Raw genomic sequence first — 25089 nt, forward strand, 5'->3', positions numbered from 1 at the left:
CGCCGGGTCACTCTAGCAGCCCGCCAGCAGGAGCACGCCAAGCACCCCTGCGGCGGCCGGCTTCACACCATCGCCTTGGACTGCTCCAGCTCCACCAGCAGGGTGCTGGCCAGCTCGTCGCGCGACACTTCGAACTGCTGCTCGCGCAGCAGATCCTTCACCGCCACCACGCCGCGCGCCAGCTCGTCTTCACCGGCCAGCACCACGAAGCGGATGCCGGCCTTGGCGGCGTACTGGAACTGCTTGCCGATCTTCTTCGGCTCCATCTGCACTTCGGTGTTGATGCCACCGGCGCGCAGGCGGCGCGCGATGTCCAGCGACTGCGGCATGCCCTGTTCGTCCATCAGCGCCACCAGCGCCTGCACGCTGCTGCCCTCGATGCCATCGATCAGGCCGGCTTCGCGCAGCTGCCAGAACAGGCGCGACAGGCCGATGGAGATGCCCACGCCCGGCAGCTTCGACTTGCTGTAGTGGCTGGCCAGGTCTTCGTAGCGGCCGCCCGAGCAGATCGAACCGATCTGCGGGTGGTCGGTCAGCGTGGTCTCGTAGACGGTGCCGGTGTAGTAGTCCAGGCCGCGCGCAATGGAGAAGTTCAGGCAGTACGCGGTTTCCGGCACGCCCAGCGCCTGCACCAGCTGCAGCACTTCGCGCAGTTCGGCGACGCCGGTACGCAGGATCTCCGAAGAACCGGCGTCGGCTTCCAGCGTGGCCAGCTGCGCCAGTGCATCGGCATGGCCCTGCGAACGCACGGCCACGAACGCCAGGATCTTCTCGACCTGCTCGGCCGGAATCTCGAAGCCCTCGCCCACCAGCGTCTCGCGCACGTAGTCGGCGCCGCGCTTGTCCAGCTTGTCCACTTCGCGCAGCACTGCCAGCTGGCGCTCGCCCTCGGCCACGCCCAGGCTCTCGAAGAAGCCACGCATCAACTTGCGATTGTTCAGCTGGATGCTGAAGTCACCGATGCGCAGTTCCGAGAACACCGCGTGGATGACCGCCAGCACTTCGGCGTCGTATCGCACGCTCAGGCTGTCCTTGCCGATCACGTCGATGTCGCACTGGTAGAACTCACGGAAGCGGCCGCGTTGGGCGCGCTCGCCGCGGTACACCCGCTGCATCTGGTAGCGACGGAACGGGAAGGTCAGTTCATGCTCGTGCTCGGCCACGTAGCGCGCCAGCGGCACGGTCAGGTCGAAGCGCAGCGCCATTTCCGGCAGCGAACGGTCACCCGATTCGGCGGCGTTGGCCAGCGCACCGGTGGACTGCACGAAATACACCTGGCGCTCGGTCTCGCCACCGGACTTGGTCAGCAGCACGTCGGACAGCTCGAACACCGGCGTCTCCACCGGCAGGAACCCGAAGCGCTCGTAGTTGCGACGGATCACGTCCAGCATGCGCTGGAACGCAATCTGCTCGCGCGGCAACAGTTCAAGGGTGCCGGGCGGGGTACGGGGCTTGATCACGGGCGGAACTCCTGCTGGAACGGGACGTGGGAGGGGGCGACATTCTAGCGCCCCCGCCTCGGGCAGGGTCGAACGGCCGCTTGAAGTATCATAAGGCCCTCCCCGCCCGCGATACGCCCCCGCAACATGTCACGGCCTTCCGGCGCTCCGCCCGCCACCAACGATCCCGCCTCGCCGTCCTGCAACACGCTGGACTGCCTGCACTGCTCGGTTCGCCACCTTGCGGTGTGCTCGGCGCTGTCGCCCGATGAAGTGCAGGCACTGGAACAGGTCACCGTTTCCCAGCAGGTCAGCATGGGCAGTACCCTGGCCCGCACCGGCGAAGAGCGCGACCATGTCTATACATTGACCGGCGGCGCCCTGCGCCTGGTGCGCACCCTGGCCGATGGCCGCCGCCAGATCAATGGCTTCGTGCTTCCCGGCGACTACCTGGGCCTGAGCGGCAGTGACCACCACCGCTACGATATCGAGGCCATCGCAGACAGCCGCGTATGCCGTGTCGCGCTGCCGCAGATGAAGGCGCTTCGCAGCCGTTTCCCGCACCTGGAACGCAAGCTGCTGCAGCGTGCCTGCCAGGAGCTGGACGCCGCGCAGGATGCCGCGCTGGCACTGGCGCGGCTGCAGCCGGCCGAGAAAGTGGCCGACTTCCTGCTGCGCCTGGCCGCGCGCGAGGCCAAGCTGGGTGGCGATGGCCTGCGCGTCTCGCTGCCGATGGGGCGTGGCGACATCGCCGACCATCTGGGCCTGACCATGGAAACGGTCAGCCGTACCTTCACCAAGCTGCGCCAGCAGGGGTTGATCGCCCTGCCCCACCTGAACGTGGTGGAGATCCTCGACGAGGACGGGTTGCGCACGCTGGCCGGTGAAGGGTTGATCTGACCGCATCGCGGTTGGCTGGGTTGCCGGCCAGCGGCCGGCACTACCAGGTGGACGCAGCACGGGTAGTGCCGGCCGCTGGCCGGCAACCCCAGATGCCTTCGATCAACGCAGCAACACCTCGCGCAACGCCGCATACTCCGCGGCCAACGGTTCCGCGTGCGCGGGCCGCTGCAGCAACGCATCCAGCGCCGGCGGCACGGCCACTGATTCGCCAATCAACGGCTCCACCACTGCCTCGAACTTGGCCGGATGTGCGGTAGCCACCACCGCCCAGTCGCCCTTGGCGCCGCGCGCGCGCAGGTCCTGCAGCACCTTCACCGCTGTGGCCGTATGCGGGCAGAACAGTTCGCCGTTGCTGGCGTGCGCCGCCGCAATCGTCGCGCGGATGGTCACGTCATCCACCGCGAACGCGCGGAACGCAGCACGCAGTTCCGCGTCGTCGCCGTGGTAGAGCCAGCGCAGTCGCTCGAAGTTGCTCGGCGCCCCCACGTCCATTGCGTTGGCCACCGTAGCCACGCTGGCCTGCGGCTGGTAGTCGCCGCCATTGAAGTACGCCGGCAGTACCGCATTGGCATTGGTGGCCAGCACGATCTGCCCGATCGGCACGCCCAGCGCGCGCGCCAGCACGGCCGCCATCGCATTGCCAAGGTTGCCGGTCGGCACCACCAGGTTGAGCCGACGACGATGCGTCGCGTAATGGGACAACGCCGCATGCGCGTAATAACTCATCTGCGGCAGCAGGCGGCCGAGGCTGATGCTGTTGGCCGAACTCAGCGGCACCTGCGCCTGCAGTTCGCGGTCAGCCAGTGCCTGCTTGACCATCGCCTGGCAATCGTCGAAGGCACCGGCCACGCGCAGCGCCTGGATGTTGTCGCCGAAACAACCGAGCTGATGCGCCTGGCGCGGTGACACGCGGCCATCCGGATACAGCACCACCACGCGCACGCCGGGCTGGCGATGGAAGGCCGCAGCAACGGCGGCGCCGGTATCGCCAGACGTGGCGACAACAATCGTCAGATCGCGGTCCTTGCCGGCCTGCAGCCGCGACAGTGTTCCGGCCAGGAAGCGCGCACCGATATCCTTGAACGCCGCCGTCGGCCCATGGAACAGCTCCAGCACATGGTCACCGCCGCCCAGTGCACGCAGCGGAACCTGAAAGTCGAACGCTTCCCGGCAGATCGACGGCAACGCAGACTCCAGCGCGTCGCCGGAAAAGAACGGTGCCAGCAGATCGGCGGCGGTATCGCCCAGCGTTGCGCCGGCCCGCAGCTCACGTGCCGCCGGCAGCACCTGCGGAACATACAGCCCTCCATCGGGCGCCAATCCTGCAGCGATCGCCGCACTGAGGCCAACGGCCGGGGACTGACCCCGGGTCGAAACAAATTGCATGGGTTCGGTATCCAGGAAAGGGGAAGGATTCAGCACAAGCGGGCTCCCGGTGCATCCAGCGGCGACACCCAGGCATCGCTGTCGAAACCGGCGGCGGCAAATGCCGCCTGCACCGGTGCGGCAGCGGCGCGGGCCTGGTCGGCGTCCTCGAACCAGGCGAACACGCTGGGTCCGGCACCGGAGATGCCCGCACCCATTGCATGGGCCGACAGCGCCGCATCGCGGGCTGCTTCGAAACCTGCAATCAGGCCGGCCCGCCGTGGTTCCACCAGCACATCGCGCAATCCAGCCCGCACCAGCGCCGCATCACTACGATGGCAACCACTGAGTACCAGCGCGAGGTTCGCACTCTGTGCCACGAATTCACCCAGCGCATAGCTGCCTTGCAGCGCCTGGCGTGCGCGGCGTGTTTCCAGCACCGCGTGCGGATGCACCAGCAGGCTGTGCCAGCTGGCCGGCACCGGGATCGGCAACAGGCGGTCGGCCGTACACAACGCCAGGCCACCCAGCAGCAGCGGGCCGACGTTGTCACCGTGACGGCCACCGCTGGCCACTGCCTCGCCATCCAGCGCAAACGGATACAGCGCCTCGCGCGACAGCGGTACATCCAGCAGCGCGTTGGCGGCAACCAGCGCAGCAACGCATGACGCTGCCGAACCGCCCATGCCGGAACCGAACGGAATGCCCTTGTCGATCTCCACCGCGAATCCGAAATCCAGGCCCAGGCCTTCGCGCAGTGACATCAGCGCAGCGCCCGCGGTGTTCCCGGCGGCCTCCAGCGGCAGCTCGACCGCATTGCCACGGATCGCTTCGATGCAGACCACCGGTTCCTCGATGCGGCGCACGCTCACGGTATCGCCAACACCGGCGATGGCATGACCGAGAATATCGAAGCCCACCGCCACGTTGGCCACCGAGGCCGGCGCGAACGCACGTGCGATCACAGGCGCGCTCCTTCACCGGCCGCGACCCGCAGCAGATCGGCAAACACACCGGCGGCGGTGACTTCCGGGCCGGCGCCCGGACCCTGCACCACCAACGGGTTGTCGCAGTAGCGACGGGTACGGAACTGCACCACGTTGTCGGTCAACCGAAGGTTGGCGAAGGCGTGGTCGGCGGGCAGTTCCTGCAGGCCCACCGAGGCACCGTCAGCGCCCAGCTGTGCCACGTAGCGCAGCACCGCGCCACGCGCCCGCGCGTCCTGCAACCGCTGCAACAGGCTGGCATCGGACTCGCCCAGCCGCGCCATGAAGTCATCCACGCTGCCGTCGCGCAGCAGCGCCGGCACCAGGCTTTCCACCTGTACCTGTTCCAGGCTGAGCGCGTGGCCGGCCTCGCGGGCGAGGATCACCAGCTTGCGCGCCACGTCCACGCCCGAAAGATCATCGCGCGGGTCCGGCTCGGTGTAGCCCATCGACCGCGCCTGCGCGACCAGCTGCGAGAACGGCTGACTGCCGTCGAAGCGGTTGAACAGCCACGCCAGCGTGCCGGAGAAGATGCCTTCGATCGCCAGCACCTCGTCGCCCGTATCGACCAGATCACGCAGCGTGGTGATCACCGGCAGGCCCGCGCCCACCGTGGCTTCGTAGCGGAAGCGCGCACCACTGGCCGCCGCAGCAGCACGGATGCGCTGGTAGCGCGGCAGCGGGCCAGCACCGGCCTGCTTGTTCGGGGTCACCACGTGGATGCCGGCGGCCAGCCAGCCCTCATAGCGCTCGGCCACGTCGGCGCTGCCACTGCAGTCGATCACCACCGCATGCGGCAGGTGCGCGGCCAGCAGGTGTTCGGTGAAGCGATCCAGGTCGCTGGGCTCGCCCGCGTCCTGCAATGCCTCCCGCCAATCGGCGTGCAGGCCATCCACTTCCAGCCGCATGCGCGAACGCGAGGCCAGCGCGCGCAGGCGAAGATCCACATTGGCCTTGGCCAGCAGCTGCAGGCGGGCCGCCAGCAGCTGGTCCAGCAGTGCCGCGCCGACGTTGCCCGGCCCGATCACGCCGACCGCGAACGTCTGCGGCGACAGCCAGAAGCCCGCATGTGCGGCCCGCAATGCGCGGGTGGCATCGGCACTGTCCACCGCCACAGAAATATTGCGCTCCGACGAGCCCTGCGCGATCGCCAGGATGTTCACCTGCGCGCGTCCCAGCGCCTCGAACAGGCGCGCCGCCACACCGGGCTGGCCGGCCATGCCGTCACCCACTGCCGCCAGCACGCTGACGCCCTCACTGACCTGCACGCGCTGCACCTGCCCTACCGACAGTTCATGCGCGAACGCGTGCAGCAGTGCCTCACGGCCACGCGCCGCTTCGGCAGCGCGCACCACGCAGCAGATCGAATGCTCTGACGAACCCTGCGAGATCATCACCACCGACACCTGCGCCTGGCGCAGCGCCGCGAACACGCGCTCGGCGGTACCGGGCACGCCGATCAGGCCGGTGCCTTCCAGGTTCAACAGGGACAGCCCGGGGCTCAGGGTCAGGCCCTTCACCGGCCCGCGCGGCGAGCGCTCGGCGCTGATGCGCGTCCCCGGATGCGCCGGCTGGAACGTATTGCGGATGAAGATCGGCAGGCCGAGGCGGATCGCCGGCGACATCGTCTGCGGGTGCACCACCTTGGCGCCGAAATAAGCCAGTTCGCAGGCCTCGTCGTAGCTCAGTGACTCCAGTTGCACCGCCTCGGGCACCAGCCGCGGGTCGGCCGACAGCACGCCGTCGACGTCGGTCCAGATGTGCAGTTCATCGGCATTGAACAACGCGGCGAAGATCGCGCCGGAATAGTCGCTGCCGTTGCGGCCGAGCGTGGTGATGCGGCCATGGCGGTCACGGGCAACGAAACCGGTGGCGACCAGGCGCATCTGCGGATGCCGCAGGCGCCACTTGGCCAGGCGGTCCGCGCTGGACTCCCAGTCGACATCCACGCCCAGTTCGCCATGCCCGACCACCAACACGTCGCGTGCATCGAGTACCGCACAGTCTTCGCCCAAGGCACGCAGTTGGGTGCCAAGCAGTTGCGCGGAGAATACTTCGCCCAGGCCCTGCACGCGGTCGAGCACTTCGCGCGGCAGCTCGCCGATCACCGCCAGCGCCGCCAGCACTTCGGCCAGTTGATCGAAGCGGGCGTCGATCCATTCGACGGTCTCGCCCACCTGCTCGCCCAGCAGGGCCACGGCGGCGCCACGGTGACGCGCGCGCAGCGCATGCCAGGCCTCGCGCCAGGCTTCGTCGCCCTTGGCCGCCAGCTGGGCCAGCTCGATCAGCGCGTCAGTGACGCCCTTCATTGCCGAAACGACAGTGACCTGCAGCGATTCGGGACGGGCCAGCAGCAGGCCCGCGACATGGCGGTAGCGTTCGGCATCGGCCACCGAGGTGCCGCCGAACTTGTGCACGACGATGGACGGTGCAGCCAGATCGGCCGGGGCAACGGGATGAGCGGGGGCGTGGGAAGACATGCAGACCTCGGCAGGAGGCCCCGTCGCATGCAGGTGTCGAGTTTCCCCGCCACCTGTATGGTGCGGGGCCGTGGTTTTCGGGAGTTACACGAAGACGACGGGCCGCACCAGGGCAGTGGTGACGGTGGTGGTGGTAATGGTGGTGGTGGCGACCGGCGCAGTCGAACGGCCCGCAGTGGCGGGAGCGATCAAGCTGGCGTGGGCGGCATCAAGAACCATGACGCACAGAAAACACTGTGCGCCTGCCTGCTGTCAAGTGCTGCGATGCAAAAAACCAATGCCGCGATCATCGCTCAACGTGCCGGCATTTGGTTGCATCTGAGACCAAGGCGGCATCAGCACGCTTGACGCATGCATTCAGCCAGCATGTTCGGCGATCGCCCGTGGGCTCCGATGGGCATGCGCGCACAGCATCACGCCGGCCACCAGGAACACGATCGCCAGCGCTTCCAGCAGCGAAGGCCAGCGCTGCTGCCAGGCGAAGGCATACGCCAGCGCGAACAGCGTCTCGAACACGATCATCTGGCCGGTCAGGGTCAGCGGCAGCAGGCGGCTGGCGCGGTTCCAGAACGCATTGCCGAGGATCGAGGCCACCACCGCCACACCGGCGCTGATTGCCCAGAAGCCACTCCACTGCGCCGCCGTGTGCCCGCTGGTGTGCCCGATGAAGGCCATCGGCACCAGCAGCAGGGCCAGGCCGCCGGTGGTGACGCCGGTCAGCAGCGACCAGTCGTGGCTGGACAAGTCCGGTCGACGCGCCAGCCAGCGGCTGTTGCCGATCGAGTACAACGCCCACGAGAACAGCGCGCCGAACGCGCACAGCAGGCCGATCAGGCGCTGCCGCCACGGGGTTGCCAGGTGCTCGGACATCAGTGCTTCCCAACCAACCAGGGCCACGCCCAGCACGCACAGGCCCAGTGCCGGCAGCAGCTGCTTCAAAGGCACTGCACCCTGTTCGCGCACGCCGACCAGGGTGACCACCACCGGAATCAGGCCGACAATCAGCGACGCCGCCGCACCGCCAGCCCACTGCACCGCCGTGGCCAGCAGCAGGAAGTACACCAGGTTCCCGGCCAGGCTCAGCCACAGCAGCCCGATCCATTCGGCGCGACCCAGCTGCGGTGCCAGCCGCTTCCAGCGCGGGAGCAGCAGTACTACGGCGATCAGGCCGTAGACCAGATAGCGGCCGGCCGACAATTGCAGGGCGTTGAACGACTGCAGCACGGCGGGCGCGAGGAAGACCACGCCCCACAGCGCGCCAGCGGCAACGCCATTGGCGATGCCCAGGGCCATCGGGTTGTTGCGCATTCGGGTTCTTCGGGGGGAGAGAACAGGCCGCGCAGTGTAAGCGCTGGCCAGCGGGCGCTCTTGACCGAGGCTATTGCCCTGACCGGCCGCGCGTGCGCAAAGCCGAGCGTGGCTCGACCCTACAGTCCGGCGCCCCGGCGCCACGCTGCGGGAGTCTGGCCGCACTCGCGGCGCAGCGCACGGGTCAGTGCGCTCTGCTCGGAATAGCCCGCGGCCAGCGCGATATCGCTGATCGGCGCCACGCTGGTGCGCAGCTGGTGCTTTGCCCAACGCAACCGGCTTGCACTGAGCCAGGCCTGCGGGCTGAGCCCGAACTCCTGCCGGAACAGCGCATGCAAACGGCTCTCGCTGACCCCCACGAACGCCGCCATGCGCGCTACTGGCCACGCCTGCCCGGGGTCGGCCTGCACCGCCGCACACAGACCCTGCATGCGCGCGCCACTGCCGGCAGGTGCAAATACCTGCAGCAACTGCGGCAGCAGCGCCGGCATCGACTGCCCTGCCTGCACCTCAGCCAGGCGTCGGCGCAATGCCAGCGGCAGATGCAGCCAGCGCTGCCGGCACAGATGTTCCTGCGTGCCGTCATCAAGTACGCCCGGAGGACAGTCAACGATCACGAAACCATTGGGACCATCAGCCATCTGGTCATGCGCCTCACCGGCGGCCACGAATGCCCCCTGCAGCACGTCCAGCCGACCTCCGCGGCCTTCCATTTCGAACTGCAGTTCACCCTGCACTGGCAGCACCCACTGCGCGTAGTCATGGCGGTCCAGGCCGGTGGCCTGGCCGTAGTGCCGCAGATGGAAGATGGCGCCCATCCGGGCAGTGTGCGCGTGTAACAACGGCCGTGCAAACCGTTGCTATAGTCGATCCGTCATCCAACGCAGGGAGTGCAGGACATGACCCATCAGCCGGTGTCCCTGGCGCTCGCCACCGGCCTCGGCCTGGCGCTCGCCGCTTCGGTCTCCGCACAGGCGCGTACGCCACCGGCTCCGCACTGCATGGACGCTGTCGGCGTACAGGAAGTGGAGCAGGCATCACCGCGCTCGATCGCACTGCGCGCCGCCTCCGGCCAGCCCTTTCGGATCGACTTCAACGAAGATTGTCCCGGCGTCCGCGGTGCCACCTCGCTGAAACTGGAAGCCCCCGCCGGCTGGGCCTGCGGCCGCCCCAGCGAACGCGTCGTGGTCGACGGCCGCCGATGCACCATCAGCGCGGTCACCCCGCTGCAGAATCGCGACTATGCCAGCGTCGCCCGCGACGGCGACCGCCTGCGCACCGCTACCCTGCCTGCCGTGACCATCCGCGAACGCAAGGAGGTGCGTCGCAGCTTCGGCGGCTCACCGTCCTACTGCTTTGCCACGCGCAACGTGCGTGCCTGGTCATCCGACCCGCAGGGCATGCTGGTGGAGACCAATCCGCGCCGCAATGGCGGCCATCGCTACTACCGGGTCGAACTCGGCAGCCACTGCCGCCAGCTCGACCGCGCGTCGCAGCTGAGCTTCCACTCGGGCCTGCAGAACGGCCTGATCTGTGGCAATCCCGGCGATCGGATCATGACTGCCGAATTCGAGACAGACGATCTGCGCGGTGAAAGCATCGCCCCGCTGCCGCAGTATACGCGCGGCAGCTGCACGATCCAGGCGGTCTACCCGGCCTCCAGCCAGGCGTCGAACTAACCGTCGACGCCGAGGAAGGCGAACGGTGCGCTGGGCACGAACTGGCCCAGTGCATCACCGGCGAAGGTATTGCGCTGGTCCTTGCCGAGGTCGAGCTTGAGCACCTTGCCGGAGAAATCGACCTTGTTCAGATCGACCCAGAAGGTGTTCGGGGTCAATGCCGATTCGAAGAAGTACAGCCGCCGCTTGTGGTCGGCCACGGTGCGCCAGCGCGTGGATGAGATGTTCGGCTCACCCGGCGTGGTGATGCCATACGGCACCGACGCGTTGCGGATCACGCTGAACACACTGGCCAGGGCCTCCACCGGATCCTCGGCCTTGGGAATGGCATTGATGTAGAACGAGGCGCGCGCGAAACGGTCAGCAGAGCGGTTGGTGCCCGGCAGCATCACCGTGCCGCCGATCTGCTGCCAGTAGCTGTTGAGCGCCAGCTGCTGCTCGAAGATCGGCGAATTGGTCATCACCTGGTAGCGCCGGTCATGGTGGATCACCTGGCGGCCGCCGATGTACTCGACGATGGCACTGTCGCCGCTGGCATCGGACAGCGACAGGTGCAGCGTCGCCTGCCGATCTTCACCGGGCACCTTGTCGGTGACGATCGAGTACGGCTCGCGTTTCAACGCGGCGACCGCCTCTTCCACGGTAGCGAAGTTGTCCAGCACATACTGCGCCCACAGCGAAATCGCCAGACCCGGCTTGTTGCCACGCTGCTGCGGATACTCCGATTCGACCAGCCACAGCAGGTTGGCCACCAGGCCCTTTTCGTTCATGCCATCGGTGGTCGACACGTCGTAGCCGGTGGCCACCACCGAGCCGTAGCGCGCGGTCCACGCCAGCGACTTCGGGCCGGCCTGGCCGGTGCGCGCAATGCCGCGCGGCAGTATGTAGAGGTTGGTCGCCACATCGACCTTCCAGTCCATCGAGCGCGCGGTGATCACATCGCCGTTGTCACCCAGGTACACCGCGCGCGTGCAGGCCAGTGCCGGTGCCACGGCTGCGGCCAGCGCGACCGCCAGCATTCCCCTTCCCATCCACGTCATCCGTGCCATGTCGTTGCACTCCTTTTCCCCGTGATCCGAAGATAGGACCCCAGGCAGGGTGAGACAGGGGTGAAAGCCTCAACGGACGAAGCGGTCGTGCAGCCAGAATCCTGCAAGCATCGAAGGCACGAACCACAGGGCTTCGCGCGACGCCACGGCCACCCCGGCGATGGCCGGGCCTGGGCAATAGCCCGCCCAGCCCCAGCCGATCCCGAACAGCGCGGCACCCAGCAGCAGGCGAGCATCCACACGCCGGGTAACAGGCAGCCGGAAGCGGTCTGCGTACAGCGGCTGCTGTCGCCGCAACACCCACCGCTGCCCGATCGCGCTGACCAGCAGCGCCGAGCCCAGCACCCACAGCAGCGTGGGATCGAAGTCACCGGTGATGTCGAGGAAGCCGAGGACACGACGCGCGTCGGTCATTCCCGAAAGTGCCAACCCCATGCCAAACAACGCGCCCGCCGCGCCGGCGGCCCAGACTGCGCGGCTCATGTTGGGCCTCCGCCATGACGGACCAGGAAGGTGGTCAGCATCGCGCAGGCCATGAACACCAGCACGGCCGCCAGCGATCGCTTCGAAGCGCGGGCCATGCCGCACACACCGTGACCGCTGGTGCAGCCGTTGCCCAGCCGCGTACCGAAGCCGACCAGCAGGCCGGCTCCCATCAACTGCCATGCCGGCAGCGCATCACGCAGCAGCGCACGCGGCGATGCCTCGGGCACCGATTGCCACCACAGCACCAGCCCCGCCGATGCGGTCAGGCCGGCCAGGAAGGCCCAGCGCCAGGCACGCTCGCCCTTGTCTGCGCGCAGGCTGCCTGCGGTGATGCCGCTGATGCCCGCCACGCGTCCGATGGTGGCGAGCAACAGCACCGCGGCGGCGCCGATCAACGCACCACCTGCCGCCGCACTCCATGGCAGGTTCATGCCCTGCCCTCTTCGCTGCCGTACATGGGATTGCCCATTTGTTTAGATTATTCTAAATTAGATCATTCTAAACAAAATGGTCAACCATGGCCCGGACCCAGCTCGACAGCGCCGCGATGGCCGAACACGCGTCGCAGGCAGCCACGCTGCTCAAAAGCCTGGCCCACCCGGCCCGGCTGCGGGTGCTGTGCCGCCTGGTGGAAGGTGAAGCGCCGGTACCGGAACTGCAGGCACTGACCGGCCTGAGCGCATCGGCGTTGTCACAGCATCTGGCGGTGCTGCGCGGACTGGATATCGTGGCGACCCGGCGCGAAGCGCAGGCGATCCACTACCGGGTTCTTGAAGGGCCCGCACTGGGCGTGCTGCAGGCGCTGCATGCGGCGTACTGCGGTGCTGCTTCGCGCTGAATCCGGCGCAGACCATCAGCCTGCGTGCAGCGCCGGCTGCACCACCTGATCGAGCAGGTCCACTGGCGTCGGTGCCGAACGATCGCCCTGCAGGCTCCGGGAGAATCCGGACCGGTCACTGCAGGAAAGCTGTCGCAGCATCGACGCGTCGACCGGCAGCGAAAGCATCGGCCAATAGGGAAACTGGCGCTGGCCCAGGCGGCCGCGTCCCAGTCCGGTGATGTCGATGTGGCTTGCTGCCTGCAGGATGCGCTCTTAGATCGATGCCATCCGGTGGCCCCTCGATGTACTGCAGGAAACGCTCGCCATCACGCAGCAGCACGCCGGTCACCCTGCCAGCTTGTTGAATCGTGCCGCGTCCCCCACCAGCCGATGCAGGCCCTCGGCGGACAGGTCCGGCAGCGCCCGGCTGACGTAGGCGATGGCGCGCAATGGCATGGCACTTCCCTGACAGAATAGGCGCCCACGCTGGCAGTTGCGGACTAGTCCGTCTCAGTCCGCCGGGATGCTGGCTGAAGCGCTTAGGTTGCCGCCAAGACCGTGCCGTCGCAGCGCCGTGGCAGCATTGCCTCGAACACCACCTGGCCCGCTTCGTTGCGGGCCGCAATGCGCCCGCCGTGCGCGCGGACGAACTGATCGACGATGTACAGGCCCAGGCCCAGGCCCTTGCTCTGGTGAAAGCTGGCCTTGAACGGTTCGAACAGTCGCGGCAACAGCGCGTCATCGATCCGGCCGGCGTTGCTGACACGCAGCAGTACGCCGCGCGGGTCGCGCCCATCCACCTCCACCCTCGCCTCGCTGCCATGGGTCAGCGCATTGCCGACCAGGTTGGCGGCGACCTGGCCAAGGCGATCCAGATCGCCCTGCAGCCGCGTGTCTCCCTGCAGGTCCAGGTGGATCCGGTCCGCCCCATGCGCGCTGCCCGCCTCGGCGACTACCGCGCGCGTCACGTCGGCCAGATCGCAGGCACTTGCCTCCAGCCTCAGGCCACCGCTGCGGATCCGCGAGAAATCCAGCAGCTGCTCGACCATCCGCGCCATCCGCAGGGTGCTGGCTTCCAGGTACTGCAGGGTCTGCTGCGCGCTCGCGTTGTCTTCCGGAAGCTCCAGCGCCAGCTTGTCGGCACACAGCAGGATCGCCGACAACGGCGTGCGCAGGTCGTGGGTCAAAACGGCAGCCATCGTCTCGTTGAGCTTCAGCGCGCGCTCCAGTGCCTCGTTGCGCGCCTTCAGCAGCTGCCGCTGCTGGTACAGCTCGATGAAGACGTTGACCTTGCTCAGGATCACCTGCGGCGCCACCGGCTTGTGCAGGAAATCGACCGCACCGCTTTCGTAGCCCTTGAACACGCGCAGGGGATCATCCGGAGAGGCGGTCAGGAAGATGATCGGCACGTCGCGGCTGCGATGCGAACCCCGCATCAGTTCGGCCAGGGTGAAGCCATCGATCTCCGGCATGTGCACGTCAAGCAGGGCCAATGCCACCTCGTGCTCGAGCAGCAGCTCCAACGCCTGCGCGCCCGAGCCGGCCAGCAGCAGGCTGACCCCTTCGCGCTGCAGCAGGGCCTGCATGGCTACCAGGTTCTGCGGCACGTCATCGACGATCAGCAGGTTGACCGGGGTCTGCGACTGCGCAGGTTCCGGTGGCAACAGGTTCATGCAAACAACTCCTTCAGGCGGCGACACATCAGTTCAAGGGGCAGCACGGCATCTGCGCCGGCGTACTGCAGGGCGGAAGCGGGCATCATCGACGCCTCGGCTTCCTCGGGACATTGCAGCCAGGCATGGCCACCGGCACGGCGCACGGCGGCAACGCCCTCGCTGCCATCACTGCTGGCACCGGTCAGCAGCAGGGCCAATACCTGCGCGCCGAACACCGCAGCAGCGGAGTCGAACAGCGGATCGATGGCCGGACGGGAAAACAGCACCGGTGCATCCACCGACAGCGCCACCGCCCCCTCGTCCTCCACCAGCAGGTGGTAATCCGGCGGCGCGAACGTCACCGTGCCCGGCTGCAACGGCTGCTTGTCTTCGGCTTCGCGCACCGGCAACGCGCAGTACGGCGCCAGCACCTCGGCGATGCGGCTGGTGCGGTCTCGCGGCAGGTGCAGCACGGCCAGTACCGGTACCGGCAGCTTCGCCGGCAGTGCACCGAGCACCGCCTGCAGGGCCGCCACGCCACCGGCGGACGCGCCGATCACCAGCACGGCCGGACGCACCGGCAGCGTCATCAGGCCACCTTCCGGTACAGGCGGTGCTCTCGCGAACAGACCTCGAAGGCATCGTGGTGGCACCCGAACTGCAGCGACTCCTTGCTGCCCAGGCCAAGGAAGCCCCGGTGCACCAGCGCTTCGCGGAACAGGCCGACGGCACGATCCTGCAGGTCGCGGTTGAAATAGATCAGCACGTTGCGGCACGACACCAGGTGCACTTCGGAGAACACGGTATCGGTGGCCAGGCTGTGGTCGGCGAACACCACGTTGCGGCGCAGTTGGCGGTCGAACACCGCACCATCGTAGGCGGTAGCGTAGTAGTCCGACAGCGACGCGGTGCCACCGGCGGCCAGGTAGTTGCGGCTGAACTGGGCCATCCGGTCGATGCCATAGGCGCCCGCCTCGGCGGTGGCCAGCGCGGCCGGATTGATGTCGGTGGCATAGACGATGCTGCGCTCGAGCAGGCCTTCCTCATGCAGCAGGATCGCCAGCGACCACACTTCCTCGCCCGTGCTGCAGCCGGCCACCCACAGCTTCACCGAGGGATAGGTACGCAGCACTGGCACCACCTGCTCGCGCAGCTCACGGAAATACGCAGGGTCACGGAACATCTCCGAGACCTGCACGGTGAAGAACTGCATGGCCTGGGCGAACAGGTCCGGCTCGTGCAGCAGCCGGTACTGCAGGTCGACCAGCCGCTCGCACTCATAGCGCTGCATCGCCTGGCGCATGCGTCGGCGCAGCGACGACACCGCATAGCTGCGGAAATCGTAGTGGTAGCGCTGGTACAGCGCCTCCAGCAGGACCTTCAGTTCGAGGTCGAACAGCGCCTGTTCGTTCATTGCCGCGAGCACCAGACCCGGCACAGCGAGACCAGCTTGTCGACGTCGATGGGCTTGGCGATGTAATCGTTGGCGCCCGCCTGCAGGCAACGCTCACGGTCGTCCGGCATGGCCTTGGCAGTCAGCGCGATGATCGGCAGGTCCTGCAGGTGACGCTGCGCGCGGATCTCGCGCATCGCGGCCAGGCCATCCTTCTCCGGCATCATGATGTCCATCAGCACCAGGTCGACTTCGCGCTCGGCCAGGCGGTCCACTGCCTCCTGCCCATTGCGCGCGATCTCCAGCGTCACGCCCAGCGGCTCGAGCACGCTGGACAGCGCAAAGATGTTGCGCACGTCGTCCTCGGCCAGCAGTACGGTGCGTCCATCGAGCACGGTGTCGCGACGGCGCGCCTCGCGCAGCAGGCGCTGCTGGTCGGTGGGCAGGCTGGCTTCCACACTGTGCAGGAACAGGGTGACTTCATCCAGCAGGCGTTCGGGCGAACGCGCGCCCTTGATGATGATGCTCTTGGAATAGCGGCGCAGGCGCTGTTCTTCCTCGCGACCGAGCGCGCGACCGGTATAGACGATCACCGGCGGGAAGCCGACGTCATCGTTGCCGGCCATGTGTTCGAGCAGGTCGTAGCCGCTGCCGTCAGGCAGTGACAGGTCCATCACCATGCAATCAAAGGTGACCGTGCTGAGCTGCTCCAGCGCGCCAGCAAGCGTTCCCACGGCGACGATCTGCAGCTGATCACGGCCCAGCAGCAGTTCCAGGTTGTGGCGCAGCTCGCTGTCGTCCTCGACGATCAGCAGGCGCCGCACGTCGCGCTGGCTGGTCTGTTCCAGCTGCTCGATGGCGCTTACCAGGCGCTCGCGCGTGGTCGGCTTGATCGCAAACCCGATCGCGCCAAGCTCGCGCGCCACCTGGCTGCGGTCCGTTGCCGAGACCACATGCACAGGAATATGGCGGGTATCGGGGTTGCGCTTCAGGCGCTCCAGCACGCTCAGGCCGGACACGTCCGGCAGGCCGATATCGAGCAGGATGCCGTTCGGTCGCAGTTCGCCGGCCAGGGCCAGCGCCTCTTCGGCCGTCCCGGCCACCACGCAGTCGAAATCCAGTTCATGGGCAAGGGCCACCAGCGCTTCGGCGAACGTGGCGTCGTCCTCGACGGCCAGGATCAGGCGGCCCGGGTGCTGGCGACGACCGCGGTCGTCGGCCACGCTGGGCACCGTCGTCGTCGGCGCCACCGGAGCCCTTGCTGGCACCTGCATCGCCGGCACAGCGGCTGCGACCGGCGAAGCCACGGGGGCTGCGGCGATGTCAGCGGCGTTCGACGCGGGTGCGCCCTGCAACGGCAGTTCCAGAATGAAGCAGCTGCCACGGCCCGGTTCGCTGTCGACCTGGATGCTGCCGCCCATGCGCTCGGCCAGATCGCGCGAGATCGACAGCCCCAGGCCGGTGCCACCGTAGCGGCGACGGGTGCTGCCATCGGCCTGGCGGAAGGCTTCGAAGATGACCTGCAGCTGCTCGCGGGCAATGCCGATACCGCTGTCGCAGACCTCGAAACGGATGCGCCCCTGACCGGCCGCGCGCACGTGCAGGCTGACCTTTCCATGCTCGGTGAACTTCACCGCATTGGCCAGCAGGTTCTTCAGGATCTGCTGCAGGCGCTGGCTGTCGACCACCAGCTGGCTCGGCGCCAGCGCATCGGCCTCGATCTGCAGGGCCAGGCCCTTCTGCCGCGCCATCGGCTCGAAAGTCTCGCGCAGGCGCTGCAGCACGCTGTCGGTCACCACCACTTCATCGGCCAGCTCAACGTGGCCGGCCTCGATGCGCGACAGGTCCAGGATGTCGTTGATCAGCGCCAGCAGATCGTTGTTGGACGACAGGATCGCACGCGCATACTTCACCTGTTCTTCGGTGAGCGTGCCGTCCTTGTTGTCGGCCAGCAGCTTGGCCAGGATCAGCGAGCTGTTCAGCGGCGTGCGCAGTTCGTGCGACATGTTGGCCAGGAACTCGGACTTGTAGCGCGATGTCGCGGCCAGTTCGTTGCTGTTGCGCACCAGCTGGCTCTGCGCGACCAGCAGTGCCTGCTTCTGCGCCTCCAGCTCGTGGGTCCGCTCTTCCAGCTGGACGTTGCTCTGTTCCAGCTCGGCCTGCTGTTCTTCCAGATGGCTCTGCGACTGCAGCAGGCTGCGGCTCTGCTCTTCCAGTTCCTCATTGGCCACGCGCAGCTCTTCCTGCTGGGCCTGCAGCTCCTCGCCCTGGCGCTGCGATTCCTCCAGCAGCACCACCAGTTGTGCGCGCAGCAGCGATGCACGCAGCGCCATGCCGATGGTCTCGGTGCAGCGCTCCAGCAGCTCGCGATCCAGGTCGCGCTGCGCACCCGCCCGGGCGCGTCCCAGCTCGACGATGCCTACCACGGTGCCGTCACTGCTGATCGGCGCCAGGATGCGCTCGCGCACCGGCAACCGCCCCAGGCTGGTCTGCAGTTCAAGTACGGCGTCGTCGCTGCCCTCCAGGTGACGGATGCACTCATCCCGCGCCACCTGCCCGGCCACGCCCTCCTGCAATGCCAGCGACGCCGGCATGCCGGACGGCAACGCCAGGCCGCCTGTCAGCTGCAGTCGTCCGCCTTCCAGCCGATACACGGCGCCGACGTCGGCCTCCAGTTGCGCGCCCAGGCTGGTGGCTGCCGCCTCGGCAATCTGCTCCGGGCCGAGGTCGCCGCGCAGGCTCATCGCCACCGCGTTCTCGGCCTCCTGCAGCCACAACGCCCGCATTGCGTCCCGGCGTGCCTGGATTGCGCGGGAAACGATCAGCGCGATCATCAGGAACGCACAACCACCGATGCTTCGGTTGACCAGCGAGAACGCCGAGTTCGAGCTGGCCGGGGCGATGTTGAAACCGATGACCAGCAGGACGCAGGCGAGCACAGCCACGATGAACGGCGCGCGCGCACTGCGCTGGAACACCGTGACGCCCACGGCCAGGAAATACGCCAGCCATACCGCATAACCGAGCGGTACCACCAGCTCCAATGCGATGGTCGCAGCCAGCAGCACGGCGGACGTCATCCAGATCCAGCGGTCACGCGTAGTCGCACCAGGACGCATGCAGGTCGGTTCCAGAACAAAAAGGGTGGGTGATGGTACTCCGTGTCGTATTCAGCCGCACAGGACAAATGGCACGTGTCCCGCCTCCACGCCTCCTTCACACTTGAATGCCTAGCTTCACGTCCCTCACAGGGGTAACACTTATTTTTACGTGGACGCTGCCGCCTCTACGACGTCCGTGCTGACGGACCCTTCCCGCCAACTGCGACTGCTGATCGACAGCGTGCGCGACCATGCGCTGTACCTGCTTGATCCGGATGGCATCGTCTGCAGCTGGAACCCGGGTGCGGAGCGCATCAAGGGCTATTCAGCCGATGAAGTGGTGGGCACCCACTTTGGTCGCTTCTACCTGGCCGCCGACCGCGAGGCAGGAGAACCGCAACGCCTGCTCCGTCATGCAGCGCAGCATGGCCACGTTGCCAATGAGGGCTGGCGGGTACGCCGCGATGGCTCGTCGTTCCGTGCCAGTGTTGTCATCGAGCCGGTGGTTGAAGCGGGTGAGCTGCTCGGCTTCGTCAAGATCACCCGCGACATCACCGAGCAGTGGCAGGCACAGCGCCTGCTGCGTGATGCCCAACGAGCGCTGCGCAATACCCAACAGTTCGAGACCGTCGGCCGACTCAGCCGCGGCCTGTCGCATGAGTTCAACAACCTGCTGACCACCATCGGCAACGCACTGGACCTGCTGTCCCTGCGCGTTGGCGGTGACGATGCGCGCGCCGCCGAGCTGCTCGATGCCGCGCAGAGCGCGACCGATCGTGGTGCGCTGCTGACCCGCCAGCTGCTGGCGTTCAGCACTGGCCAGACCCTGATCCGCGAACCACTGGATATCAACGTGTTGATACAGCAGTGGCTGCCGGACCTGCAACGCGCCTGCCCGCCCACGGTGATGCTGGATGCCCAGCTGGCACCCGGCCTGCCTGCGGTCAACACCGATGCGCTGCAGCTGCAGACGGCGCTGGCCAATCTGGTCGCCAATGCCGCCGATGCTACCCTTGAAGGCGGCCGCATCCTGATCGGCACCGCGCTGGAGCATCGCCTCGACCCGGACGCGGACTCCACGCTGCAACGTGGCTATGTCACCCTCAGCGTCTGCGATGAAGGCCACGGGATGGCGGCCGACATCGCCGAACGGGCCACCGAGCCCTTCTTCACCACCAAGGACATCGGCAAAGGCAGCGGCCTGGGCCTGAGCCAGGTGTTCGGATTCACTACCCAGAGCGGCGGCTTCGTCGACGTGTCCACCACGCCCGGTGTCGGCACCACGGTCAGCCTGCTGCTACCCGCAATGGAGGACCCTGCCGATGACCGATGACCCGATCCGCGTACTGATGGTGGAAGACCAGACCGATCTGCGTGAAATGATCGGCTTGGCCCTGCGCGACCTCGGCATCGATGTGGCCACGACCGCCGATGGCCACGAGGCGGCGGAACTGCTCAAGGGCGAAGCACGTTTCGACGTGGTGTTCAGCGACGTCAGCATGCCCAACGGCATGTCCGGCATCGAGCTGAGCGAGCATGTGGCACGCGAACAGCCGCAGGCAAGGATGATCCTCTCGTCCGGCTATGCCCGTTCGCAGCTGCCGCCGCTGCCCGAGCAGGTGGAGTTCCTGCCCAAGCCCTATCGCCTGCGCCAGCTGGTGCAGCTGCTCAGGCAGGCGTAAGCCACGGCGCCCCGCAGGAAACTCCTGCGGTCAACCCATCATCGCCCCGCGCTGGAACGATGCCAGCAGCGTAGAGGCTGCCGCTGCCGGCGCCAGCCGACCGCGTGCCAGTGACCAGGTGATGCCGTAGAAACAGCTCCAGTAGAAGTCCGCGAGCCATACCGCGGTGAAACCGACGTTGAACTCTCCGGCCGCCTGACCCCGCAGGAAGAAGGCCTCGAAACGTTCGCCGATCGGCGCCCAGCGCTCCGGCAGGAGGTGCAGGTCGCCCAGGCGCTGCTGTTCTTCCATCATCCGTGCGAAAAGCAGCGTCACCAGCTCCCAGTCCGCCAGCAGCGTGGCGGTGACCTGCTCCAGCACGTGGCGTGCATCACCGCCCTGGTCGAACCAGGCCGCCGCCGCTTCCACGCGCTCGAAACCGGCTGCGAACAGGGCCTCGTCGATCGCCTCCCGGGTAGGCGCAAACCGGTACAGGGTCGCGCGGCTGATGCCCGCCCCGCGCGCGAGTTCGCTGAGGGTGCAGCGTGGATGGCTGACCAGGGTGGCCGCCAGCGCATGGGGCAGGTCGCGTCGTGTACGTGCTGCGGCAGGTCGCATGAAAAGCGAGGGGGTGTGGGCTGGCCCTCACGCTAGCATGAATCATCAATTAATAAACTGAATCAAATATGATTCACACGAATCACGAATGCGCTACAACGGGGGTGCGTCCGGTGCACCCGGGTCGGTGCACGGCAGGGAACGCGTCACAGGCATCGAGGGAGACAACGCCATGCTGCACCCACTACGCGATATCGCCGTGCTGTTCGACGTCAGCGACACCGGGCGCCGCGTTCTCAACATCGCCGCCGACCTAGCGCAGGCCCAGCAGGCGCATCTGGTCGCAGTCTCCACGGCCCTGCATCCCACCGACATCGCCAACGGCTTCGCGCGCGGTGCCGGCATCGCCGCCGCGCTGGACCACGAGGCCCGCGCGGATGCCGCCTGCACCGCACAGCTGATGCAGAACCTGCGTGCCGTGTCCGAACCGCTGCAGATCAGCACCGAACTGCGCATCGTCTCGGACTACCTGGGTGGCGCTGACCTGGCGCTGCAGTCGCTGTACTGCGACCTGATCATCGCCGGCTATCCGCACACACCAGGCGCGCCCTCCGGCTGGCATCCACTGGGCACGCTTCGCCAGACCGGGGTACCGATGCTGCTGGTGCCGCCGCACTGGAAGGGCGAGCAGGTCGGCCGGCGTATCGTGGTGGCCTGGAATGCCAGCAAGCAGGCCCGTCGTGCGGTGGCAGATGCCCTGCCTCTGCTGGCCCGCGCGCAGGCCGTGCACCTGCTGATGGTCGACACGCCCAAGGCTGAAGCGGCACCCGGCGCTGAAATGGCCCAGCATCTGGCGCGGCACGGCGTTGAAGTGGAGATCCAGGCGATCAGCTCCAGCCAAGGGGGCGTAGCTGCCACCATTCGCCAGCATGTACTTGATGCCGAAGCCGATCTGCTGGTGCTGGGGCCCTACAGCCGCAGTCGCGTGGTCGAGCGCGTGCTCGGCGGGGTCACCGAGGATCTGCTTGCCGAAGTACCGGCGCCCTTGTTCGTATCGCACTGATACCGCCCTGCCCCGCCCGGCGGTAGCCGGTCAGCGATTGGCCGGTGTGCCGCCGGAAATAGCGGCACAGGTAGGACGCGTCCTCGAAGCACAGGCGTTCGGCGATGCGTCCGATCGGCAGTTCGCTGTAGCTCAGCAGCGCCTTGATCTCCAGCACCACCTGGCGGTCGATCAACGCCTTCGGCGTTTCGCCGAAGCATTCCCGGGTCACCTGCGAGAGATAGAACGGGGTAATGCACAGCGCCTCGGCGTAGGACTGCACGTCGCGTTGGCGCGTGCTGCGCTGGCCGACCAGCTCCCAGAAGCTCCAGGCCAGGCGCTCGCGCCGGCCGACCTGCGGCGCCGCCTCGTAGTATGCCGGGAGCAGTGTGGCGAACTTCAGGAAAAAGGTCTGCAGCAGGTTGCGCAGCATCACGTGCCGATGGAGGCCACCGTTGTGCTGGGCATCCATCAACTGCTGCAGCCAACCCTGCAGCAGCGGAACCTCCAGCGGTGACGGCACACAATGGGGGTGCTCGTGCAGGAACTTGAACAGTGCATTGGGCAGCACATAGGCCACCTCCGATGCCAGCGCTTTCGGCACCAGGCAGGCCACCGCAAGGAAGCCGCGCGAACGCTGCCGCAGCAGCGCCAGCGTATCCTCCGCCAGCACCAGTACGTCGTGCCGCTGCACCGCCACTTCGCGGAAGTTCAGTGCGAACCGCGCACGCCCGGACACGCACACCAGCACCGTCAGATAGGCGTGCCCGAACGACAGCGGAACACCCAGGCCTTCAGCCAGCGTACTGACTTCCAGGCGCATGGATTCGTCCTGTTCCAGAAGCTGGGGAATGCGATCCATGGGCCGTTCCACTGGGATATCGCGGCAGAGCATATCCGCCCGAACGAAGAAGTTGTGAAAAGTACCGAAACCATCAAGGTCCCGCCCTGTGCTCCCCGCCCGTCGAAACCTAGCCTGTGCACTCTCTTTCCACCGACGGACCCGCCATGCAACTGGCCACCCAACGCTTGATCCTGCGCCCCTGGCGCGACAGTGACGCCGCCGATCTGTACGAGTACGCGCGCGACCCGCGCGTGGGGCCCATCGCCGGTTGGCCACCGCATGCCAGCGTAGAGGAGAGTGCCGACATCATCCGCACCGTGTTCAACCGACCGGAGGTCTACGCCCTGCAGAGCCGCGAGAACGGGCGTGCCATCGGTTGCGTCGGCATCCTGATCGGTGCAGACAGCAACTTCAGCTTGGGCGAGCGCGAGGGAGAGATCGCCTACTGGATCGGCGTACCCTACTGGGGTCGTGGCCTGGTACCCGAAGCTGTACGTGAGGTGATGCGGCATGCCTTCCTGGATCTGCAGCTGGATGCGTTGTGGTGCGGCTACTTCGCCGACAACCTGCAATCGATGAGCGCGCAGGCCAAATGCGGTTTCCGCCATCACCACACCGAGGTCAACCAGTTCAACCGCTTTCTCGCCGACTACCGCACCGAACACATCAGCCGCATCACCGCCAGGGAATGGCAGGCGCAGCAGACCGTACCACTACCCACATGATCACGGCTCAGCCGTCGCTGCGCTGCATGAAGAACAGTTCCGGCGTCGAGGCATCTTCCACCGGCTGGAAGCCGAAATCGAGGTAGAGCGCGACCGCCGCGACGTTGTCACGATAGACACGCAGGCTCAGGCGCTGCACATCCGGCGACAGCAGGGCCTCGGCACACAACAACTGCATCAGCACCCGTCCCAGGCCGCGCCCACGCGCCTGCGGCGAGACAATGATGCGGCCCAGGTGGGCAGTGCCGGGCGCGGTCAACCAGTACTGGCCGAACCCCATGCACGCACCCTCCCCGTCCAACAGCACCCAACCCGGGCGCTCGGCCAGTTCAAGAGCCTGTGCGAATGCCTCAGGCAGCAGAGGAAACGCAACGCCCGGGCCAGCCCAGCGTTGCGTCGCTGCAACCGAATCGAGCCAGCCAACGATACGCGGGTAATGCCAAGGTTGAACCGGTTGCAACTGTGCGGGCATATGGATGCCTGTGTGGTCCCGTCAACCTGCCGCGGCCGCTGCCTGGGTCGGAGGCTGATGATCAGGCGCTTGCAGCGGACGTGCTTGCGCGAATTGGGCTGCGGTAACAGTGCGTGGGACGGATGTCCCCTGCAGGAAGCCGCCGCACTCGACGGCGGCGACCTGTCGGCGCTTTACCGGCAGACGTACTCGCGTGCCGATTCGATGGTGTCCACGTCGAGCTCTTCGTATTGGATCTCGACGGTTTCCATGCTGGACGCGGTGACCACCGCGCGCGCGCCAAGATTGCAGGCGGCAGGCAGCCCGCCAGCGTACGCTTGGCCATTGATCGCATACGCCAGGCCGTAGCAGGCCGAGCCGAGCTGGAAAGGATTGTGGTTGCAGGCCATGAGCTGACTGTTGGCAAGGTCACTGGAGGCCGTGTAGTTGGACGTCCAGCCACTGCCGGCATCGCTGCCGCAGCTACCCGGGTACCCCTGGATCTGCGCACCGCTGGAGTCGCAGGTGTGGTAGGCGAAACTGCCGAAGAAACTGGTCTTTACGTACGCGGTGCGGCCGCTGTCTACCCATTGTGCCGCAGCAGCGCTCTGGGCAAAGGCGGACAGGCCGAGCAGGCACACGGCGGCAGCGGTGAGAGGTTTCAATCCCTTCAACATGACTATCGTCCTCGGTATTGGCGTAGTGCACGCCTCATGCGTGCCAACCGAGTCTACCCCGCAGGTATACGGGCAAATATGACAGGCTCGACAGTCTGGGCCCTTCTGCGCACCCGATGCCTGAAGGGCAGGACGGCTTCGTGGCGAGGGCCGCCTGTTGACTGGCCATTGTGACCACTGCGACCAAAGCACTGGAAGGTGCCGTGGAACAAGGAGCGCCACACGATCACCAATTGTCGCAAGTGACTGATTCTGGTGACCCCGGCCCGATTCGAACGGGCGACCTTCCCCTTAGGAGGGGGACGCTCTATCCAGCTGAGCTACGGGGCCATGCAGCCGGGAAGTTTACAGGCAACACACCCTACCCTCCAAGCATTCATGTTCCACCCGATTTCGCTGGCGCGTTGCACCATGGCCGGACAGGCCGCTCTGCTACCATCGGCGATTCAGCTCATCGCGCCCCCCAC

General features: G+C 67.0%; 25 protein-coding genes, 1 tRNA gene and 1 pseudogene. 8 read left to right on the forward strand and 19 right to left on the reverse strand.

Going from position 1 to position 25089, the window contains the following annotated elements; translation table 11 throughout:
- Positions 1–62: 62 nt before the first annotated feature.
- On the reverse strand, positions 63–1460 hold the full coding sequence (gene hisS / locus JLDANKMP_RS14965) for a histidine--tRNA ligase (protein ID WP_212561529.1): 1398 nt from the start codon (positions 1458–1460) through the stop codon (positions 63–65).
- A 126-nt stretch (positions 1461–1586) separates the two neighbouring features.
- Between hisS and JLDANKMP_RS14970 the strand changes: the two genes are divergently transcribed.
- On the forward strand, positions 1587–2339 hold the full coding sequence (locus tag JLDANKMP_RS14970; RefSeq protein WP_005409422.1) for a helix-turn-helix domain-containing protein: 753 nt from the start codon (positions 1587–1589) through the stop codon (positions 2337–2339).
- Positions 2340–2441: 102 nt separating this feature from the next.
- Here JLDANKMP_RS14970 and thrC read toward each other — a convergent pair whose 3' ends face one another.
- From thrC to thrA, 3 genes are read right to left on the reverse strand one after another with little or no spacing between them, the layout of a single operon-like run.
- Positions 2442–3728, reverse strand: a complete 1287-nt coding sequence (gene thrC / locus JLDANKMP_RS14975) for a threonine synthase (RefSeq protein WP_212561530.1) — start codon at positions 3726–3728, stop codon at positions 2442–2444.
- Positions 3729–3757: 29 nt separating this feature from the next.
- Complete coding sequence (locus tag JLDANKMP_RS14980) at positions 3758–4672, reverse strand: homoserine kinase (protein ID WP_212561531.1); 915 nt, start codon at positions 4670–4672, stop codon at positions 3758–3760.
- Positions 4669–7173 carry a bifunctional aspartate kinase/homoserine dehydrogenase I gene (gene thrA / locus JLDANKMP_RS14985; protein WP_212561532.1) on the reverse strand — a complete coding sequence of 835 codons (2505 nt, stop codon included), beginning with the start codon at positions 7171–7173 and terminating at the stop codon, positions 4669–4671. The genes JLDANKMP_RS14980 and thrA overlap by 4 nt, the downstream gene beginning before the upstream one ends.
- Before the next feature lie 27 nt (positions 7174–7200).
- Here thrA and JLDANKMP_RS14990 point away from each other — a divergent pair, with 27 nt between their 5' ends.
- On the forward strand, positions 7201–7521 hold the full coding sequence (locus JLDANKMP_RS14990; protein ID WP_212561533.1) for a hypothetical protein: 321 nt from the start codon (positions 7201–7203) through the stop codon (positions 7519–7521).
- A 9-nt stretch (positions 7522–7530) separates the two neighbouring features.
- Here JLDANKMP_RS14990 and JLDANKMP_RS14995 read toward each other — a convergent pair whose 3' ends face one another.
- Both JLDANKMP_RS14995 and JLDANKMP_RS15000 read right to left on the reverse strand, forming a co-directional pair.
- Positions 7531–8481 (reverse strand): DMT family transporter, encoded by a 951-nt coding sequence (locus tag JLDANKMP_RS14995; RefSeq protein ID WP_065183930.1) that lies wholly within the window; start codon positions 8479–8481, stop codon positions 7531–7533.
- 119 nt (positions 8482–8600) lie between these two features.
- Complete coding sequence (locus tag JLDANKMP_RS15000; protein WP_033833287.1) at positions 8601–9299, reverse strand: AraC family transcriptional regulator; 699 nt, start codon at positions 9297–9299, stop codon at positions 8601–8603.
- An 81-nt stretch (positions 9300–9380) separates the two neighbouring features.
- On the opposite strand from JLDANKMP_RS15000, the gene JLDANKMP_RS15005 reads away from it, so the two are divergent.
- The gene (locus JLDANKMP_RS15005; protein WP_212561534.1) at positions 9381–10160 is read left to right on the forward strand and encodes a DUF6491 family protein; all 780 of its coding nucleotides are present in this window, start codon (positions 9381–9383) and stop codon (positions 10158–10160) included.
- Here the strand turns inward: JLDANKMP_RS15005 and JLDANKMP_RS15010 are convergent.
- From JLDANKMP_RS15010 to JLDANKMP_RS15020, 3 genes are all read right to left on the reverse strand, one after another.
- Positions 10157–11209 carry a linear amide C-N hydrolase gene (locus JLDANKMP_RS15010; protein ID WP_212561535.1) on the reverse strand — a complete coding sequence of 351 codons (1053 nt, stop codon included), beginning with the start codon at positions 11207–11209 and terminating at the stop codon, positions 10157–10159. The genes JLDANKMP_RS15005 and JLDANKMP_RS15010 overlap by 4 nt on opposite strands.
- A 69-nt stretch (positions 11210–11278) precedes the next feature.
- The gene (locus JLDANKMP_RS15015; protein WP_005409414.1) at positions 11279–11692 is read right to left on the reverse strand and encodes a DUF6691 family protein; all 414 of its coding nucleotides are present in this window, start codon (positions 11690–11692) and stop codon (positions 11279–11281) included.
- On the reverse strand, positions 11689–12126 hold the full coding sequence (locus JLDANKMP_RS15020; protein ID WP_212561536.1) for a YeeE/YedE family protein: 438 nt from the start codon (positions 12124–12126) through the stop codon (positions 11689–11691). Before JLDANKMP_RS15020 ends, JLDANKMP_RS15015 begins: the two co-directional genes overlap by 4 nt.
- 86 nt (positions 12127–12212) lie before the next feature.
- Here JLDANKMP_RS15020 and JLDANKMP_RS15025 point away from each other — a divergent pair, with 86 nt between their 5' ends.
- Positions 12213–12533: a metalloregulator ArsR/SmtB family transcription factor gene (locus JLDANKMP_RS15025; RefSeq protein WP_012480019.1), complete on the forward strand. Its 321-nt coding sequence runs from the start codon at positions 12213–12215 to the stop codon at positions 12531–12533.
- Between the two features lie 15 nt (positions 12534–12548).
- On the opposite strand, the pseudogene JLDANKMP_RS15030 reads toward JLDANKMP_RS15025, so the two are convergent.
- The 5 genes and pseudogenes from JLDANKMP_RS15030 to JLDANKMP_RS15050 all read right to left on the reverse strand — a co-directional run bounded on the left by JLDANKMP_RS15030 (position 12549) and on the right by JLDANKMP_RS15050 (position 18682).
- Positions 12549–12971 (reverse strand): annotated as a pseudogene (locus tag JLDANKMP_RS15030) (BLUF domain-containing protein).
- 83 nt (positions 12972–13054) lie between these two features.
- Complete coding sequence (locus tag JLDANKMP_RS15035) at positions 13055–14188, reverse strand: hybrid sensor histidine kinase/response regulator (RefSeq protein ID WP_212561537.1); 1134 nt, start codon at positions 14186–14188, stop codon at positions 13055–13057.
- A complete protein-coding gene (locus JLDANKMP_RS15040; RefSeq protein WP_005409409.1) occupies positions 14185–14760 on the reverse strand; it encodes a chemotaxis protein CheB in 576 nt (191 codons plus the stop codon). The genes JLDANKMP_RS15035 and JLDANKMP_RS15040 overlap by 4 nt, the downstream gene beginning before the upstream one ends.
- The gene (locus JLDANKMP_RS15045) at positions 14760–15584 is read right to left on the reverse strand and encodes a CheR family methyltransferase (protein WP_005409408.1); all 825 of its coding nucleotides are present in this window, start codon (positions 15582–15584) and stop codon (positions 14760–14762) included. Before JLDANKMP_RS15045 ends, JLDANKMP_RS15040 begins: the two co-directional genes overlap by 1 nt.
- The gene (locus JLDANKMP_RS15050) at positions 15581–18682 is read right to left on the reverse strand and encodes a response regulator (RefSeq protein ID WP_212561538.1); all 3102 of its coding nucleotides are present in this window, start codon (positions 18680–18682) and stop codon (positions 15581–15583) included. The genes JLDANKMP_RS15045 and JLDANKMP_RS15050 overlap by 4 nt, the downstream gene beginning before the upstream one ends.
- A gap of 178 nt (positions 18683–18860) precedes the next feature.
- Between JLDANKMP_RS15050 and JLDANKMP_RS15055 the strand changes: the two genes are divergently transcribed.
- Positions 18861–19997 carry a PAS domain-containing sensor histidine kinase gene (locus tag JLDANKMP_RS15055; RefSeq protein ID WP_212561539.1) on the forward strand — a complete coding sequence of 379 codons (1137 nt, stop codon included), beginning with the start codon at positions 18861–18863 and terminating at the stop codon, positions 19995–19997.
- Positions 19987–20346, forward strand: a complete 360-nt coding sequence (locus JLDANKMP_RS15060) for a response regulator (protein ID WP_005409405.1) — start codon at positions 19987–19989, stop codon at positions 20344–20346. Before JLDANKMP_RS15055 ends, JLDANKMP_RS15060 begins: the two co-directional genes overlap by 11 nt.
- Before the next feature lie 30 nt (positions 20347–20376).
- On the opposite strand, the gene JLDANKMP_RS15065 is transcribed toward JLDANKMP_RS15060, so the two are convergent.
- A complete protein-coding gene (locus tag JLDANKMP_RS15065; protein WP_005409404.1) occupies positions 20377–20943 on the reverse strand; it encodes a hypothetical protein in 567 nt (188 codons plus the stop codon).
- A gap of 172 nt (positions 20944–21115) precedes the next feature.
- Here JLDANKMP_RS15065 and JLDANKMP_RS15070 point away from each other — a divergent pair, with 172 nt between their 5' ends.
- On the forward strand, positions 21116–21946 hold the full coding sequence (locus JLDANKMP_RS15070; RefSeq protein ID WP_172711732.1) for a universal stress protein: 831 nt from the start codon (positions 21116–21118) through the stop codon (positions 21944–21946).
- Here the strand turns inward: JLDANKMP_RS15070 and JLDANKMP_RS15075 are convergent.
- Positions 21894–22787, reverse strand: coding sequence for a helix-turn-helix domain-containing protein (locus tag JLDANKMP_RS15075; protein WP_212561540.1), 894 nt, complete (start codon positions 22785–22787; stop codon positions 21894–21896). The genes JLDANKMP_RS15070 and JLDANKMP_RS15075 overlap by 53 nt on opposite strands.
- A 146-nt stretch (positions 22788–22933) precedes the next feature.
- Between JLDANKMP_RS15075 and JLDANKMP_RS15080 the strand changes: the two genes are divergently transcribed.
- Complete coding sequence (locus JLDANKMP_RS15080; protein WP_099485195.1) at positions 22934–23494, forward strand: GNAT family N-acetyltransferase; 561 nt, start codon at positions 22934–22936, stop codon at positions 23492–23494.
- Positions 23495–23501: 7 nt separating this feature from the next.
- Here JLDANKMP_RS15080 and JLDANKMP_RS15085 read toward each other — a convergent pair whose 3' ends face one another.
- From JLDANKMP_RS15085 to JLDANKMP_RS15095, 3 genes are all read right to left on the reverse strand, one after another.
- Positions 23502–23966, reverse strand: coding sequence for a GNAT family N-acetyltransferase (locus JLDANKMP_RS15085; protein WP_212561541.1), 465 nt, complete (start codon positions 23964–23966; stop codon positions 23502–23504).
- Positions 23967–24139: 173 nt separating this feature from the next.
- Complete coding sequence (locus tag JLDANKMP_RS15090; protein ID WP_005409399.1) at positions 24140–24622, reverse strand: hypothetical protein; 483 nt, start codon at positions 24620–24622, stop codon at positions 24140–24142.
- Positions 24623–24875: 253 nt separating this feature from the next.
- Positions 24876–24952 (reverse strand) — tRNA-Arg (locus tag JLDANKMP_RS15095).
- Positions 24953–25089 lie beyond the last annotated feature (137 nt).

Origin of the sequence: Stenotrophomonas sp. PE591 (genome assembly GCF_018320795.1) — a bacterium.
GTDB lineage: Bacteria > Pseudomonadota > Gammaproteobacteria > Xanthomonadales > Xanthomonadaceae > Stenotrophomonas > Stenotrophomonas maltophilia.